We start from the raw sequence: 15,950 nt of genomic DNA on the forward strand, positions 1-15,950 counted from the left end.
GCCCAAACATAAGGATCACAAACAATATGACGGAACATCAATTTTCCTTGCGCGTTTATTATGCCGACACAGATGCGGGTGGCGTTGTTTATCATGCCGGCTATCTGCGCTTTGCCGAACAGGCGCGCACGGAAATGCTGCGCGATGCGGGGTTTGAACATGCCGCCCTGTTGAAAGAAACCGGCATTGCCTTTGCCGTCCGTCATCTTGAAATTGATTACCGCCGCCCCGCCGTGCTGGATGACCAATTGACAATCGTCACAAAACTGACCCATCTGGGTAATGCCCGCATGGATATGCAGCAGACGTTTTTTAAAGACGGGGACGCGATTGTCACAATTCATCTGACCCTTGTCTGTATGAATGTGCACACGCAGAAAGCCGCGCGTTTGCCCGAAGAATGTCGTGCAGTCTTTGAAAAAATGATGTAGATTTTTCTAAGATAAAAGACGAGTAAAGGAGAAGAATATGGCCGATGCAGCCTCTGATGCCGTCAGCCGCGCCGTAGATAGCGCCAAACTTGCCGGAACCGCCTTGCAGCACGATATGTCGATGTGGGGGCTCTTCATGCAGGCCGATATCGTTGTGAAATCGGTGATGCTGATGCTGGTGCTGGCCTCGATCTGGAGCTGGGCGATTATTCTGGATAAATGGGCCAGTTTCAAAAGCCTGAATGCCAAGGCCAATAAATTTGAATCCTCCTTCTGGTCGGGCGAACCTTTGGAACAGCTGTATAAACGCATCCACGGCCATGCCGCCGACCCGATGGCACGCACCTTCTGCGCCGCCATGAATGAATGGACACTGTCCTCCGATAATGCCCGCACAGGGGCACTCAGCGCCAGTCTGCAGCAGCGGATCGACCGTTCCATGGCGACCTCGATCAACCGCGAGGTCAATTACCTTGAACGCTATATGACCTTTCTGGCAACCGTCGGCTCCACCGCTCCTTTCGTCGGATTATTCGGCACGGTCTGGGGCATCATGAACAGCTTTTCCGCCATCGCCGGATCACAGAATACCAGCCTTGCCGTTGTTGCCCCCGGTATTGCCGAGGCTCTTTTTGCAACGGCACTTGGCCTGATCGCCGCCATTCCCGCCGTGGTCGCCTATAATAAATTTTCAACAGATCTTAGCCGTTACGCCGACAAGCTGGATGCATTTTCATCCGAATTCAGCTCTATTTTAAGCCGCCATCTGGAACAGCAGGAGGCGCGGACGAAAAAAGCCGCCTGAAAGAAACAGGCAGCGCAATTCACCAGAAATTTGCAGGATATGACACAATGACATTTTTAAAAACAAGTCTTTTCGCTCTACTGGCCTGTTGCGTCTTTTTCACGCAACCCGCAAATGCCCAAAACCCCTATGCCGATAAAATCGTTGCACCGAATATGAAACGCGACTTAACCGGAAAATCACTCGCGCAAGGTCTGCTGGACGATAATTTCATCAAAGGCTGGGCGTCATTCGCTGTCACGATGACCTATAATTTCGGCTATAACAATTATCAGCAACAGCTCGAGGCAAGCGCCAAACATTTCACACCGGAAGGCTGGAAGAATTTTCTGGCGGCATTGGATGAAGCAAAAATCCTTGAATTCGTGATTAAAAACAAACAATTCGTCGCAACCATGCTGATCGGAGAACCGATTATTACGCATCAAGGCGTCAATAATGAAAACGGGCTTTACACATGGGAAGTCACCCTGCCTGTGGAAACCGTCTATTCCAACCGCATTGATCTGCAAAAAATGAATCTGGATATCACCCTGATCATCGTACGCACCGCCGATAAAGGCAATGAATCCGGTATCGGTATTCAGCAATGGATTGCCGCTGTCGCACCGGAAGTCGGCCCTAGCGCCCCTGCCCCTGACGCAGCGCACTGATTTTATAAAGGATGTCCAGCGCGGCGCGCGGCGTCAGCTCGTCCGGCTTGATCCCGTCAATCACATCCAGCAATGCCGCAAGCTCCGGATCCGTTTCCACCGCCGATTCCGCAACAGGATCAGCAGGAGTGAAAATCGGCAGATGTTCGGCAATATGATCCAGAATACCCGCCTGTTCCCCGCTTTCCAAAACGCGTAAAACATCCTCGGCACGTTTCACCACATCCGCAGGCAGCCCCGCCAACTTGCCGACATGAATGCCGTAAGAACGGTCAGCCGCCCCGGCAATAACCTCATGCAGAAAGACGATTTTATCCTGCCATTCCTTCACCCGCACCGTGCGGCAGGACATTTTTTCAAGCTTTTCCTGCAATCCCGTCAATTCGTGATAATGGGTTGCAAACAGCGTGCGGCATTTTTTGACATCATGCAGATATTCCATCACCGCCCAGGCAATCGACAAACCGTCAAAGGTGGATGTGCCGCGGCCGATTTCATCCAGAATCACGAATGACCGTTCCGTGGCCTGATTGAGAATACCCGCCGTTTCCACCATTTCCACCATAAAGGTCGACCGCCCGCGCGCCAGATCATCCGACGCACCGACACGGCTGAAAATACGGTCAACAACGCCGATTTTCGCCTGTTCCGCCGGAACATAGGCGCCCATCTGCGCCATCAGGACAATCAGGGCGTTTTGCCGCAAAAAGGTCGATTTCCCCGCCATATTCGGCCCTGTCAAAAGCCAGATTTTATCCGCATCCGTCAGCGCGCAATCATTGGCGACAAAGCCGCCGTCTTCCGCTCTGCTTGTGCTGTTTTCCACCACCGGATGGCGGCCTTTCGTAATAGTAAAACCGCTCCCCATATCCACAACAGGGCGCGTATAATGTCTTTCCTCCGCCAATTGCGCATGCGCCGCCGCCACATCCAGCTTTGCCATTGTCACAGCCAGTGTGGCAATACCTTCCGCCTGTGACAGCACATCGGCAACCAGCGCCGCGAATAATTCCAGTTCCAGCGCCAGTGCTTTATCCGCTGCCTCCATAATTTTCTGTTCCAGCCCCGTCAAATCCGCCGTTGTGAAACGCACACTATTCGCCAGCGTCTGGCGGTGAACAAAGGGGCCGTCATTCTTCAACAGCTTATCGGCATGGGCAGGCGGAATTTCAACGAAATAGCCCATGACATTATTGTGTTTGATCTTCAGCGCATTGATGCCCGTCTGTTTCGCATAGGCAGCTTGCAACTCCGCAACCAGCTGACGGCTATCATCTTTCAGCATACGGTATTCATCCAGCTGCGGCGAGAATCCCGGCGCGATAAAACCGCCGTCACGGCTATGGGCGGGCAAATCCGTCATCAAAGCGCGGCCCAGTTTTTCCGTCAGCGGATGAAAACTTCCCCATGGCTTCATCACTTTTAAAATATCCTGCAAGCGGCGCGGCATATCCTGCGCAAACAAGTCCTTATCCTCGCGCCCTTTGGTGGCGGCCAGCAGGATATTCTGCAGCACGCCCGCGCGGTTTAAACTGTGCCAGATTGCGGCCAGATCGCGCGGGCTGCCGCGCCCGACGCTCAGCCGTGCCAGCGCACGTTCCATATCGGGACAATGTTTCAAGACAGACCGCAATTCCTCCCGCGCGCCGCTCTGCGCCGCAAAAAACGCCACCAGTTCCAGACGTTCATTGATTTTCACGGGGTCGGTCAAAGGCATCGATAAATGCGCCGTCAGCAAACGCCCGCCACCGCCTGTCACGGTGCGGTCAATCGCGTCCAGCAGACTGCCTGCACGTTCGCCCTGCATATTACGCACCAGTTCCAGATTGCGCCGCGTTGCCGCATCAATCTCCATAAAGCTGCCCAAGGATAATTGTTTCGGCGGCGCGATACGCGGCAAATTGCCTTTCTGGGTCAGTTCCGCATAATCGACCAGCGCCCCTGCCGCGGCAATTTCCGCACGGCAAAAACCGCCAAAGCTTTCCAGCGTTGCCACCCCGAATAAATTCTGCAGCCGTTTCAGCGCGTTTTCGGAATTAAAGCGGCTGTTGGGCTGGATGGTCAGACGCGTTTTGTAATCCGCCCATAAATCATAAAATTCCTCATCCTGCGCCAGCGCATCAGGGATCAGGATTTCTCCGGCGGCAAGACGTTCCAGCGCAGCAGCAAGACTGCCGCTTTCGGCGGGCTGCATCATAAATTCACCCGTTGATAAATCCAGCCATGACAGACCCAGAGTCTTGCCCGTCCGCGCCAAAGCGCAGAGATAATTATTGCGGTCACGATCCAGCAGATTATCTTCGGTCAATGTGCCTTGCGTCACAACGCGCACAACCTCGCGCCGCACCAGTGCCTTATAACCGCCGCGTTTTTTCGCCTCATCCGGCGTTTCCGTTTGTTCGCAAATGGCCACCTTATGCCCCTTGCGGATCAGCCGCTCCAGATAGGCTTCATGGCTGTGCCAGGGAACGCCGCACATCGGAATATCATCGCCGCCCGAAGAACCGCGTTTGGTCAGCGTAATATCCAGCGCAGCAGAGGCCGTAACGGCATCATCAAAGAACATCTCGTAAAAATCGCCCATGCGGTAAAACAGCAGGCAATCGGGATATTGCTGCTTTATTTCCGTATATTGCGCCATCATCGGCGTCAGACCGGCGCTATCGGGCGCCGTTTTTTGCTTCTGTTTGGATTTCGTCATAATGCGGAAATGATACGGCAGCACGTCTTATGATGCAAGAGGAGATCAGGCGGAAAGCCTAGCTTTTATGCGCAAGAATGGCATCCATGCAATAGGCGGTTTTTTCAGATGTTTGCACGGCAGAGGGAAGAAATTGCATGCCGTCCGCATCCGCTCCGACATGCCAGTCCGGCACATCCAGCTGGCGCAGCGCATAATAGGCAACCTTGCGGTGATGCGACAATCCTTCATCAGACATCTGCATCTCGCGATAACCGCTTTTGTCATTCTCGTAGAAATAAACATCCAGCACACAGCTGGGCGCACGGTATTGCCAGATTTCCGCAGGCGCCTCGCTGCGTTTCATCGCAGGCGTTCCCAGCAGATAGCTGACCTGCATTTCGGTCATATGCATCAATGCTTCGGGATTGCGGGTCATATAGCGGCGGGCGGTATGCACATAGCCTTTTGCGGGGCTGTAGCGGTAACCCGCATCTGCCGGCGGCAACAATGTCACGGCTTCAGGCCCGTTTCCGGCCAAGTCTGAGGTTTTGCAACTGCCCACCAGAAACAGTGACAGCAGAACCGCTGCCAGCATCATTTTCAAGACGCCGGCGGGCAGCGCCGGATAAGTCCGGCGGCGCAGTTTTTGCGCAATCATCTGTTGGATCAGTTTCCGCATCGCTGTTGCTGTATTTTGTTTTGTCATTGTCAAAGGCGGTTTTTTGGGGCGGGTTTTTGGGGCGGGATTTTTGCGCCCGCGCCTTATTGATCCGTTATCCGGCCATGACTTGCTGTGCGCGGTATTCTTCACCCGCATCCGAACCTTTGCCTTCAAACAGCGTGGTGACTTTGCGGGGGATCATATTATCCTGACTGTCATTCACGCCCGGCGCTTCTGCTTCGACATGCTGTACCGTCATGGTGCCGACAATCGCCGCACCGGGTTCAACGCGCAGGGAGCCGTATTCCACCGTGCCGATAACGCTCGCGCTGCCGCGGATAACCAGACGGCCGCGCACTTTCAGTGTTCCTTCAAAATGGCCTGAAATTTCGGCCTCTTCCACCGTAATCTCGCCTTTTACATGACCGGAGGGCATAATATCCATGCGTTTGCCGTCTTTCAGCGCCGCCTGCACATAACCTTCGACAACCAGATGCTCACAGGCACCGATTTCACCGGACAGAGAAATACCTTCGCCGACAATCAGGCGTTTGCTTTCACTGCGTGTGACGGATTGTTCATAGGTATCGCTTCCCGGAATGTCGCTGCGAATCGTTCTTTTTTCAACGGCCATGATGATTATACTCCCCTTCCGCCGCCCTTCATTGGGCTGGGCGTGTAGATATTAGACACAGGCTTAAAGAATATTCATAACCGACTCTAATATCACGAAGCCGCGCTGCCCTGCAAGTTTTTCTTCAAAACACCGGCGATCAGCTCCTGCGTTTCCGCAACACCGTAAAGGGCTATAAACGACCCCATACGCGGCCCCTGTTCTTGCCCCAGCAAGGTTTCATACAGGCAGCCGAACCAGTCACGCAGATTTTCGTATGCGTAATTTTTTCCGATGGCGTAAATACCGCTCTGGATTTCCTCGGCTTCGGGATGGTCACCAAGCTCACCCAAAAATGCGTGCAGATCGGTCAGCGCATCCGATTCTTTTGTCGTCGGTTCGCGGAATTTTTTCTGCGTCTTCACAAAATCCTGATAGTAATTGACAGCATATTCCGTCAAACGGTCAAGGAAGGGGGATTTTTCCGGCGCGGCATCGGGCGCATAGCGGGTAATAAAACCCCACAGCACCGATTTATCCACCGCATTGGCGGCAGAGGCCAGATTAAGCAGCAGGTTAAAGCTGACGGGCACATCACCGATTTCCGGCATATGGCCGCTATGGATATGCCAGACAGGGTTTTCCACCTGCTTTTCACGCTCTTCCCCGGGAAGTTTCTGCGCAAATGTCACATATTCATCCACCGCTTTCGGGATCACATCAAAATAAAGCCGCTTTGCGGTTTTCGGCTTTTGGAACATATAAAGGCCGAGGCTTTCATTCGGCGCATAGCGCAGCCAGTCTTCCACCGCGATGCCGTTACCTTTGCTTTTCGAGATTTTCTCGCCTTTATCATCCAAAAACAGCTCATAGACAAATTGCGACGGCGGCTCCACACCCAGAATACGGCAGATTTTCGAATAAATCGGCGCATTGGCCTGATGATCTTTTCCGAACATTTCAAAATCAACGCCCAGCGCCGCCCAGCGCATACCGAAATCGGGCTTCCACTGCATTTTGACATTGCCGCCCGTCACCGGAATGGTCACTTCCGTGCCGTCTTCATCGTCAAAGGTAATCGTACCGGCTTTCGGATCGGTGGCTTTCATCGGTACATAAAGAACACGTCCGGTTTTCGGTGAAATCGGCAGGAAGGGTGAATAGGTTGCCTGACGCTCCGCCCCCAAAGTCGGCAACATCACATCCATGATTTTTTGATAATTTTCCAGCGCCTTCAGCAAAACCTCGTCAAATGCGCCTGATGCGTACATTTCGGTCGAGGACATAAACTCATATTCAAAACCGAAAGCATCAAGGAAATCACGCAAACGCTTATTGTTATGATGGGCAAAGCTTTCATATTCATTTGAAAACGGATCCGGCACTTTCGTCAAAGGCAGGCCGAGATATTGCTGCATCATCTCTTTATTCGGAATATTGTCCGGCACTTTGCGCATACCGTCCATATCATCGGAAAAACAGATCAGTTTTGTCGGAATATCGGGTGCCAGCGTTTCAAAAGCGTGTTTGACCATCGTCGTGCGGAAAACCTCGCCAAAAGTGCCGATATGCGGCAGACCCGACGGACCGTAACCTGTTTCAAACAGCACATAGCCTTTTTCCGGCACTTTGCCGCCGATGCGTTTCAGCAGATGCCGCGCCTCTTCAAAAGGCCAGGCCCGCGCGTGATGCGCCAGTTCGGTCATGTTATGTGCCGTCATTTGATGTCACCCTTTTATTTGATTGTCTTTCACCATATCGCGATGCGGAATCCCCGCATCCATATATTCCTCGCCAACCGTCTTGAACCCCAGCGCCGCATAAAACGGAATCGCATGGCTCTGGCTGCCAAGCTTCAGCTTCGCAATATCGCCTTTTTCCGCGGCTTTTTCAATGATAAACGCCATAATACCGCGCCCGATGCCTTTTCCGCGCGCCTCTTCCAGCACCGCGACACGCTCGATTTTTGCAATATTATCCAGATAACGCAGCCGTGCCGTCCCCAAAATGCATCCGTTTTCATCTTCCGCCAGAATATGGGCCGCGCTGTCGTCATGCTCATCCCGCTCCAGTTCGGCGGCACATTCTGCCCTTTCACAAAAACCGCGATGCGGACGGCAAAACAGGCTTCGCGGTCTTGATCTGTCATTGCATATCTGTATGCTATGGTCATTATCAGCCCTTCTTTCAAAAAAAATGGTACTACAAAAAATGGAACAGCTGCAAAAATTTAAAACACTGTTTTCGGATGTCTGGAACACCGAAGCCCTTGGCGCCGATGTCGGCACATGGATCATTGTCGTCCTGATTTTTCTGTTTTTTGTGATGCTGCGCGGTGTCTTTACGCGTTTCTTATTCACCAGATTGGGGAAATTGACCGCCAAAACAAAAACCGATCTGGATGACCATGTTTTCAAAGCCGTCGAAAAACCCGTCAGCCTGCTGCCGGTTGTGATCGGACTCTTTATCGCCACCAGCTATCTTGATCCGGAAGGAAAACTGGCAGGCATAACCTATAACCTCGAAAAATCTCTGATTACAATTGTGCTGTTCTGGTCGCTGCATAATGCGATGGATCCCGTCTCGGCGGGGCTGACCAGACTGGAAAAGATGTTCTCCAAACCGATGGTGTCATGGCTGCGCAAAGGATTGAAATTCCTGCTGATCTTCATCGGTGTGGCAACGGTGCTGGAAATATGGGGCATCAAAGTCGCACCGATTATCGCCGGTTTCGGGCTGTTCGGCGTTGCCGTGGCTTTGGGAGCGCAGGACATGTTCAAAAACCTGATTGCCGGGCTGACGGTGATCGCCGAGAAACGCTTTCAACCCGGTGACTGGATTCTGGTTGACGGTATTGTCGAAGGCACGGTTGAGGATATCGGTTTCCGTTCCACACAGGTGCGCCGCTTTGACAAGGCGCCCGTCCATGTGCCGAATGCGAAACTGGCCGATAGCGCCGTCACCAATTTCAGCGCCATGACCCATCGCCGTATTTATTGGAAGATCGGCGTGACTTATGACACGAGCATCGCGCAATTAAAAGAAATCCGTGACGGTATCGAAAAATATGTTTTGAAAAACGCCGCTTTTGCCGCGCCGGAAGATGTCGCAACCTTCGTGCGTATTGACAGCTTTAACAGCAGCTCTATTGATATCATGCTCTATTGCTTTACCAAAACGACGAATTGGGGAGAATGGCTGGAAATAAAAGAAGAGCTTGCCTACCGCATCAAAGACATTGTCGAGGGCGCAGGATCAGGCTTTGCCTTCCCCAGCCAATCGCTTTATGTCGAGGCATTACCCGGCAACGGGCCGGAAGTTTTCGTGCCGCCGAAAAAAGCAAAAACAGCGAAGAAAGCCGCGAAAAAATCAGCTGCCTAGTGCCGCGCGCTGTTCACCGGCAAGGCGGATATCACAGCCGCGCTTGTTCATTTCCTTGATAAATGACGGGAAGCTGGTGGCAATCGCATCGGCGCGGTCAATCGTGACAGGCTCACGCGTGATACCGCCCAGCACCAGAAAGCTCATCGCAATACGGTGATCAAAACCGGTTTCAATTGTCGCCCCGCCCATCACCGACAGATGACCGCGCCCGTAAACAATCAGATCATCGCCGTCGATTTCCGTGCGCACACCGCAGGCTTTCAAACCGTCGGCGATTTTTTCCAGACGGTTGCTTTCCTTGACGCGCAGCTCCGCCAGCCCTTCCATACGGGTCACGCCTTCGGCAACAGATGCCGCCACCGCCAATATCGGATATTCATCAATCATTGTCGGCACATAAACCGCCGGAACCGTGCAGCCCTTTAAGACCTCGCCTGACCGGATATGCAGATCGGCAACAGGCTCGCCGCCGAGCGATGTTTCGTTTTTCAACTCAATATCCGCACCCATTTTTTTCAGAATTTTATACAGCCCCGCCCGTGTCGGATTCATTGACACCGCAGGCAGAACAACAAAGGATTTTTTTGTGATCAACGCCGCCACGGCAGGAAAGGCCGCAGAGCTGGGATCGGCAGGAACATCAATCCGCCCCGGTGAAACAAGTTTTGTGCCGCCTTTTAAAGCCGCCTCGCTGCCGCCGCCATAGGCCGCACCGGTTTCAACCGCGATGCCAAAAGCTTCCAGCATGCGTTCGGTATGGTCACGGCTGCTACCCGGCTCATGCACGCAGGTTTCGCCTTCCGCATTCAAACCCGCCAACAGAATCGCCGATTTCACCTGCGCCGAGGCGACAGGGCTTTTATAGCGAATGGCTTTCGGTGTTGCCGTGCCCTCAATCCACAGCGGCAAAGCGGCATCTTCCTTTTCCTGCCGGAATGTTGCGCCCATTTTTGACAGCGGTTCGGTAACCCGCGCCATCGGACGTTTTGACAGCGAGGCATCCCCCGTCAAACAGGCGGTAATCCCCTGTCCGGCAATCACGCCCGCCAGAAGCCGCGCCGATGTGCCGCTATTGCCCAGATAAAGCGGTTCTTTCGGTGATGTCAGCTTGCCGCCTGTCACGCGCCAGACGCGCCCTTGCGCCGTATCTTCCTTTTCAATCAGAATACCCATTTTTTGCAACGCATCCGCCGTGTGCAAAACATCATCACTTTCCAGCAAGCCGTAAATTTCCGTCACACCTTCCGCAAGCGCCGCAAAAATCAGAGAGCGGTGCGAAATGGATTTATCCCCCGGCACGGGAAAGACGCCGGAAAGCCCCTGTTTGGTTTTACGCGCGGTTGCCGATGTCATGTTTGTCCTCCCAGAATTTTGGCGGGGATACCGCTGCGGGCTTTCAGAACCTCCAGCACTTTATCCCAGTCCGGCGACTCTTTCTCATAGCCGCCATGCTGCGTGATAATTTTGTCGATAAATGTTTTCAGCTCCGCAGGAACCTCTTTATCCGTCAGCTCCGCCGGAATGATCCCGTCACTTTCCAGCGCATCGCTTTGCCGACGGGTCGGATGCGCCTGCATATACAGCCCGTCTTCCAGAAATGCCAGTTTCACAGGCTGGTCAACAACCGTGACCTTCATATCCAGCTCCGCCCGCGCATAAAGCAGTTTGATATCCTCCGGATACATGCGGATACAGCCTGAACTGACGCGCCGCCCGATCCCCCAGGGCTTGTTCGTGCCATGAATTAAAAAGGTCGGCCAACCCAGATACAGCGCATAATCCCCCAGCGGGTTTGACGGGCCTGACCGCACACGTTCGGGCAGGCCGGGTTTTTCCTCGCGCATACGGTCGGTCGGATACCAGCTCGGCTTGACAAGTTTTTTGACGATTTTCGTCGCCCCTGTCGGGGTTTGCAGACCTTCGCGCCCGATGCCGATGGGAAAACTTTCTACCGATCCGTCTCCGGCAAAATAAAACAGCCGCATTTCTCCCAGATTAATGACAATCCCCTCTTGCGGCGCACGCGGCAGAAGACGCATCGCCGGAATCCTCATCTCGCTGCCGGGCAGCGGCGCCCAGGCATCCACCCCCGGATTGGCGGCACGCAGAGCCACATAACCAAGCCCGTAGGCACGAGCAATATCCATCAGCGTATCTTCCTCGCCGGTGATATGGGTTTTCACCTGTCCCATCACCACCGCATCCTCTTTCGCATAGAAAGGCATATCATAGGAAATCGGCGTATCGGTAATTTCCTCTTTTTCCTCCGCCGCCGTCAGGTCATCCTGCACAACAGGAACACCGGTCGCAGCCACACGCGCCCCTGCCGGCGCCGAAAAAAACAGCACCGCAAATACCGCCAGAAAACCGAGAAAATACCGCATTCTATTCACTCTTTCCAAAAAGGGGGATTTTGTTTACCATGACACCCCATGTACAAAGAATAATACAGAGCAAGCAAAACCATGCCAAGAGATAACAGTATGAGCATTCAATCTTTCCCCTCCCTGAATTTCGCCCTTGGCGATACCGCCGATATGCTGCGCGACAGCGTCCGTGATTTTGCCCAAAGCGAGATCGCCCCGCGCGCCGCCGAAATTGACGAGAAAAACACCTTCCCCAATGAGCTTTGGCCGCAATTCGGCGAAATGGGGCTGCTGGGCATCACCGTACCGGAAGAATATGGCGGATCAGCCATGGGCTATGTCGAACATGTGGTGGCGATGGAGGAAATCAGCCGCGCCTCCGCCAGTGTCGGTCTCAGCTATGGTGCTTTTTCCAATCTTTGCGTCAACCAGATCAAGCTGAACGGCAATGAGGAACAGAAAAAGAAATATCTGCCCGGACTATGCGCAGGCACAAAAATCGGCGCGCTTGCCATGTCGGAAAACGGCGCAGGCTCCGATGTCGTCTCCATGCAGCTGAAAGCCGAAAAACAGGGTGACCGCTATATTCTAAACGGCAATAAAATGTGGATTACCAACGGCCCCGATGCCGATGTGCTGGTCGTCTATGCCAAAACCGACCCCGCCGCAGGCAGTAAAGGCATTACCGCCTTTATCGTTGAAAAGGATTTCAAAGGTTTCTCGACCGCACAAAAACTCGACAAGCTCGGCATGCGCGGCTCCAATACCTGCGAGCTGATCTTTCAGGATTGCGAAGTGCCTGAGGAAAATATCCTCGGCACAACAGGCGCAGGTGTCCGCGTTTTAATGAGCGGGCTGGATTACGAACGCGCCGTACTGGCGGCAGGACCGCTGGGCATCATGCAATCCTGTCTTGATATCGTGCTACCTTACATCCATGACCGCAAACAATTCGGCCAATCCATCGGTGAATTCCAGCTGATGCAAGGCAAAATCGCCGATATGTATGTCGCATTATCGACCTCCCGCGCCTATGTTTATGCCGTGGCAGGTGCCTGCGACCGCGGCGAAGTCGCCCGCAAGGATGCCGCAGGCGCCATCCTTTACGCAGCAGAGAAAGCAACATGGATGGCGCTGGAGGCCATTCAATGTCTGGGCGGAAACGGCTATATCAATGAATTCCCGACAGGGCGTTTACTGCGCGATGCCAAGCTATATGAAATCGGCGCAGGCACTTCCGAGATCCGCCGTATGCTGATCGGCCGCGAGCTGTTCAAGGAAACCGCCTAAATAGAAATCATCTTTAGGGAGTAGACATATGCTGTCACATAACCTCGACACCAGCTTATTTGTTGAACATAGCCAAAAAATTCAGCCTCATAGTGTAAAAGAAGCTTACCGTTATCTCGCAGGTCTCGCGGCTGATTTGCCAGACTTCGAATGTGAACCAAACAATAAGGGAGAAGTCTGCGAGCTGAAATTCTACAGGAAGGGTTCAAAAGACAAACACCCTTATGCACTAATTGTAAACCAAAACTCTTTGCTGTTTTATGTTCGTTATCCGCAAGACGCTTCTTTCAGCAACGAAATGCGAGAAGCAATCAATTCATCCTTTGAAGTGAAGCAAGATGAAAACTCTCGGCAAGAGTTACGTTTTCGTATAGAGAACTTGGAACACGCACAACGCATCGCTAACATCCTGTTCGCGGCATAATATTTAAAAGCAGGCGATCATCCTTCTACTCTCTAAAACGGTTCACAATGTTTGATTCAGAAATCCTGACCCTGATCTATGTCTTCGTGATCGGGCTGCTCTCCGGCCTTGCCGGCGCCACGATGGGCGCAGGCGGGCTTGTCACCATTCCTGGGTTGATCCTGCTGGGACTGCCCCCTGCCACCGCCATCGGCACCAACCGCCTGTCCGCATTAGGGTTGTGGATTACCGCCTTTAACCGTTTCCGCAAAAATGACAAAGTCGTCTGGAAATATGTTCTGCCGCTCTGCATATTGGCCGCTATCGGCGGGCTGGCAGGAGCCTTTATCGTTTTGCAAGTGCCGGAAAAACTGCTGAAAGCCGTTGTCGGTTTCTTCATTCTGCTGACGCTGGCTCTGATGCTGTTCAAAAAAGACGCAGGTATCAGCCTGAAAGACGTCACGCCGTGGAAACGCCGCATCGGCTATTTCCTGTATTTTCTGGTGGCCATGTATGGCGGATTTTTCGGCGGCGGTGTGGTTGCGCTGATGGTCGTGATCCTGATTTTCCTGTTCGGTTTTAAAATCGTCGAGGCCAATGCCACCTGCGCCGTACCGTGGATTGTGCTGTCCGGTTTTTGTCTGGTTTTCTTTGCCCTGCACGGTCTGGTCGATTGGTATTACGGTACGGTGATGACAGCGGGCGCAATATGGGGCGGGCATCTGGGAGCCAATGCCGTCATCAAAAACGGCGATAAATGGATGAAAAAAATCTTCATCGCGGGCATGGCGCTCGCCGCCCTGAAACTGCTTTATGACAGCATCTTGACTTAACATAGCACATTTATCGTTTTTCAAGACTTCTCTTTTACAATAAAGGCGGGAAAGATACCTTTCTCCGCCTTTTTCGTCTTTCACGAACAACAGATTGTTTTCAAAATGTTCCGGATAGACCGTCATATTCCCGCCCTGTTTGCGCTGATGCTTTGCATGATTGTCGCAACACCTGTTTTCGCGCAGAATATTCCGTCATCCGCCGACCCTGCCCGTGTGCAGGGGCATATCCGGCAGGAATGGCTGCCGCCGCTGGAAAAAGAACGCAGCGTCGTCAAAGAAGAAGCACCGGCAGCCACCCCCACGCCGCAAGGTGCAGCACTGATCCGCTTTCCACTGGAACAGATTTTTGTCGATGGTATGACGGTTTATAAGGAAGAGGATATCCGCCCGCTATATCAGAAGATGATTGGCGAAGACGTGACGCTGGTCGATATCTTCGCGCTGGCGGATGCGCTGACGGTCAAATACCGCAATGACGGCTATATTCTGACCCGCGCCGTTGTCCCCGCACAGGAAATCGAAAACGGCACGGTGCGTCTGCAAGTCGTCGAAGGCTATATTGACGCCGTCAAAATCGAAGGCGATACCCGCGCTGCACATAAACGCATCCGTCATTACCTGACTCCTGTTCAGGCGGCACGGCCTTTGAATATGAAACAGCTGGAACGCGCCCTATTATTGATTAATGATCTGCCCGGTGTGACGGCACGCAATATCCTCAGCCCGTCCCTCAACACATTCGGCGCGGCTGATCTGACGCTGATTGTCACGGATACGAAAATTTTCAGTGGCAATCTGCGCGCCGATAACCGCGGCTCCCGCTATCTGGGTCCGTTACAGGTCAGCGCCACCGTCAATACCGAAAATCTTCTGAAACAGCATGACCGCATTTTCCTGCAAAGCGTCACCGCCCTGCACAGCAGCGACACGCGCGAAATGGATTATATCGGCGCGGGATACAGCCAGCCTGTCGGGCGTTTCGGCACGATCCTGTCCATTGGCGGCAATATTTCCTTTAGTGAGCCGGGTTATACGCTGACCCAGTTCAATATCGACGGACGCACCGATACCGTCAATATCGCCCTGACCCAGCCTTTGATCCGCTCCCGCCTGACCAATCTGAGTCTGACCGGCAGTTTTGATCTGATGAACACCAAGCGCACCGATAATATCAACCCCGCCCCGACCGAAGACAGGCTGCGCGTCTTGCGCCTAGCCGTCAGCGGCCACCATTTCGACCGTTTTTCCGGCGTCACCTCCGGCAATCTCCAAATTAGTCAGGGCTTGGATATCCTCAACGCCACCGAAACAGGTTCTGCCAATCTGACCCGCGCCCGCGGCGTCAGCGATTTTTTCAAAGCCACGGCACAGATCGACCGCCTGCAGCGCGTCACTGACCGTATCCAGTTTTACGGCGCGGTCACCGGCCAGAAATCAGCCCATATGCTGCTGTCATCAGAGGAATTCGGTATCGGCGGCGCGGATTTCGGACGCGCCTATGATGCCTCGGAAATAACGGGGGAAGACGCTGTTGCCGCAAAGGCCGAGCTGCGCTTTCTCAACCCGCTGCCGCTGGTCATTAAAAGCCACCAGTTTTACGGTTTCTACGATATCGGCAAGGTCTGGGATCCGGATAACAATATCGTCTCCGCGCAAACGCGTTCCCTCGCATCGGCAGGGCTTGGCGTCAATATGACGTTTTGGAAAGATGTTGCCTTGAATATCGAAGCGGCAAAACCGCTGACCCGTCCCGTTGCCTATAACGGCAGCAGTAAATGGCGCTGGTTTTTCAGCCTGAATGCGTCTTTCTAAAATTGTCCCGACT

The 15,950-nt window shown here is 53.2% G+C and carries 15 protein-coding genes; 8 read left to right on the forward strand and 7 right to left on the reverse strand.

Annotation, left to right across the window (positions count from 1 at the left end; all coding sequences use genetic code 11):
• Positions 1–26: 26 nt before the first annotated feature.
• The 3 genes from ybgC to HND56_10365 are packed head-to-tail and all read left to right on the forward strand — an operon-like array spanning position 27 to position 1,889.
• Positions 27–431, forward strand: coding sequence for a tol-pal system-associated acyl-CoA thioesterase (gene ybgC / locus HND56_10355; protein QKK06065.1), 405 nt, complete (start codon positions 27–29; stop codon positions 429–431).
• 37 nt (positions 432–468) lie between these two features.
• Complete coding sequence (tolQ, locus tag HND56_10360; GenBank protein ID QKK06066.1) at positions 469–1,236, forward strand: protein TolQ; 768 nt, start codon at positions 469–471, stop codon at positions 1,234–1,236.
• Between the two features lie 47 nt (positions 1,237–1,283).
• Complete coding sequence (locus HND56_10365) at positions 1,284–1,889, forward strand: DotI/IcmL/TraM family protein (GenBank protein QKK06067.1); 606 nt, start codon at positions 1,284–1,286, stop codon at positions 1,887–1,889.
• Here the strand turns inward: HND56_10365 and mutS are convergent.
• From mutS to HND56_10390, 5 genes are all read right to left on the reverse strand, one after another.
• Positions 1,858–4,533, reverse strand: coding sequence for a DNA mismatch repair protein MutS (mutS, locus tag HND56_10370; GenBank protein ID QKK06626.1), 2,676 nt, complete (start codon positions 4,531–4,533; stop codon positions 1,858–1,860). The two genes, HND56_10365 and mutS, sit on opposite strands and share 32 nt — an antisense overlap.
• Positions 4,534–4,648: 115 nt before the next feature.
• Positions 4,649–5,278 carry a hypothetical protein gene (locus HND56_10375; protein QKK06068.1) on the reverse strand — a complete coding sequence of 210 codons (630 nt, stop codon included), beginning with the start codon at positions 5,276–5,278 and terminating at the stop codon, positions 4,649–4,651.
• Between the two features lie 67 nt (positions 5,279–5,345).
• The gene (locus tag HND56_10380) at positions 5,346–5,867 is read right to left on the reverse strand and encodes a polymer-forming cytoskeletal protein (GenBank protein ID QKK06069.1); all 522 of its coding nucleotides are present in this window, start codon (positions 5,865–5,867) and stop codon (positions 5,346–5,348) included.
• Positions 5,868–5,959: 92 nt separating this feature from the next.
• A complete protein-coding gene (locus HND56_10385; protein QKK06627.1) occupies positions 5,960–7,552 on the reverse strand; it encodes a lysine--tRNA ligase in 1,593 nt (530 codons plus the stop codon).
• A 21-nt stretch (positions 7,553–7,573) separates the two neighbouring features.
• Positions 7,574–8,107, reverse strand: coding sequence for a GNAT family N-acetyltransferase (locus HND56_10390; protein ID QKK06070.1), 534 nt, complete (start codon positions 8,105–8,107; stop codon positions 7,574–7,576).
• Here HND56_10390 and HND56_10395 point away from each other — a divergent pair.
• Entirely contained in the window at positions 8,058–9,227 is a 1,170-nt protein-coding gene (locus HND56_10395; GenBank protein ID QKK06071.1) for a mechanosensitive ion channel family protein, read from the forward strand. The two genes, HND56_10390 and HND56_10395, sit on opposite strands and share 50 nt — an antisense overlap.
• Here the strand turns inward: HND56_10395 and aroA are convergent.
• Both aroA and HND56_10405 read right to left on the reverse strand, forming a co-directional pair.
• Entirely contained in the window at positions 9,216–10,583 is a 1,368-nt protein-coding gene (gene aroA, locus HND56_10400) for a 3-phosphoshikimate 1-carboxyvinyltransferase (protein ID QKK06072.1), read from the reverse strand. The two genes, HND56_10395 and aroA, sit on opposite strands and share 12 nt — an antisense overlap.
• Entirely contained in the window at positions 10,580–11,614 is a 1,035-nt protein-coding gene (locus HND56_10405; protein QKK06073.1) for a L,D-transpeptidase family protein, read from the reverse strand. The genes aroA and HND56_10405 overlap by 4 nt, the downstream gene beginning before the upstream one ends.
• A 105-nt stretch (positions 11,615–11,719) precedes the next feature.
• Here HND56_10405 and HND56_10410 point away from each other — a divergent pair, with 105 nt between their 5' ends.
• The 4 genes from HND56_10410 (at position 11,720) to HND56_10425 (ending at position 15,937) form a co-directional block, all read left to right on the forward strand.
• Positions 11,720–12,886, forward strand: coding sequence for an isovaleryl-CoA dehydrogenase (locus HND56_10410; GenBank protein ID QKK06628.1), 1,167 nt, complete (start codon positions 11,720–11,722; stop codon positions 12,884–12,886).
• A 28-nt stretch (positions 12,887–12,914) separates the two neighbouring features.
• Positions 12,915–13,310 carry a hypothetical protein gene (locus tag HND56_10415; protein QKK06074.1) on the forward strand — a complete coding sequence of 132 codons (396 nt, stop codon included), beginning with the start codon at positions 12,915–12,917 and terminating at the stop codon, positions 13,308–13,310.
• A gap of 47 nt (positions 13,311–13,357) precedes the next feature.
• Positions 13,358–14,122, forward strand: a complete 765-nt coding sequence (locus tag HND56_10420) for a sulfite exporter TauE/SafE family protein (protein QKK06075.1) — start codon at positions 13,358–13,360, stop codon at positions 14,120–14,122.
• Positions 14,123–14,227: 105 nt separating this feature from the next.
• Complete coding sequence (locus HND56_10425) at positions 14,228–15,937, forward strand: ShlB/FhaC/HecB family hemolysin secretion/activation protein (protein QKK06076.1); 1,710 nt, start codon at positions 14,228–14,230, stop codon at positions 15,935–15,937.
• Positions 15,938–15,950: the final 13 nt, after the last annotated feature.

The sequence above is a fragment of the Pseudomonadota bacterium genome (assembly GCA_013285465.1).
Classification (GTDB): Bacteria; Pseudomonadota; Alphaproteobacteria; order Micavibrionales; family CSBR16-224; genus CSBR16-224.

Coding starts and splice junctions, on each gene's coding strand:
- HND56_10385 (QKK06627.1), bottom strand. CDS start 7,552: ATGACCGAACTGGCGCATCACGCGCGGGCCTGGCCTTTTGAAGAGGCG.
- aroA (QKK06072.1), bottom strand. CDS start 10,583: ATGACATCGGCAACCGCGCGTAAAACCAAACAGGGGCTTTCCGGCGTC.
- tolQ (QKK06066.1), top strand. CDS start 469: ATGGCCGATGCAGCCTCTGATGCCGTCAGCCGCGCCGTAGATAGCGCC.
- HND56_10365 (QKK06067.1), top strand. CDS start 1,284: ATGACATTTTTAAAAACAAGTCTTTTCGCTCTACTGGCCTGTTGCGTC.
- ybgC (QKK06065.1), top strand. CDS start 27: ATGACGGAACATCAATTTTCCTTGCGCGTTTATTATGCCGACACAGAT.
- HND56_10405 (QKK06073.1), bottom strand. CDS start 11,614: ATGCGGTATTTTCTCGGTTTTCTGGCGGTATTTGCGGTGCTGTTTTTT.
- HND56_10415 (QKK06074.1), top strand. CDS start 12,915: ATGCTGTCACATAACCTCGACACCAGCTTATTTGTTGAACATAGCCAA.
- HND56_10420 (QKK06075.1), top strand. CDS start 13,358: ATGTTTGATTCAGAAATCCTGACCCTGATCTATGTCTTCGTGATCGGG.
- HND56_10375 (QKK06068.1), bottom strand. CDS start 5,278: ATGACAAAACAAAATACAGCAACAGCGATGCGGAAACTGATCCAACAG.
- HND56_10380 (QKK06069.1), bottom strand. CDS start 5,867: ATGGCCGTTGAAAAAAGAACGATTCGCAGCGACATTCCGGGAAGCGAT.
- HND56_10425 (QKK06076.1), top strand. CDS start 14,228: ATGTTCCGGATAGACCGTCATATTCCCGCCCTGTTTGCGCTGATGCTT.
- mutS (QKK06626.1), bottom strand. CDS start 4,533: ATGATGGCGCAATATACGGAAATAAAGCAGCAATATCCCGATTGCCTG.
- HND56_10395 (QKK06071.1), top strand. CDS start 8,058: ATGGAACAGCTGCAAAAATTTAAAACACTGTTTTCGGATGTCTGGAAC.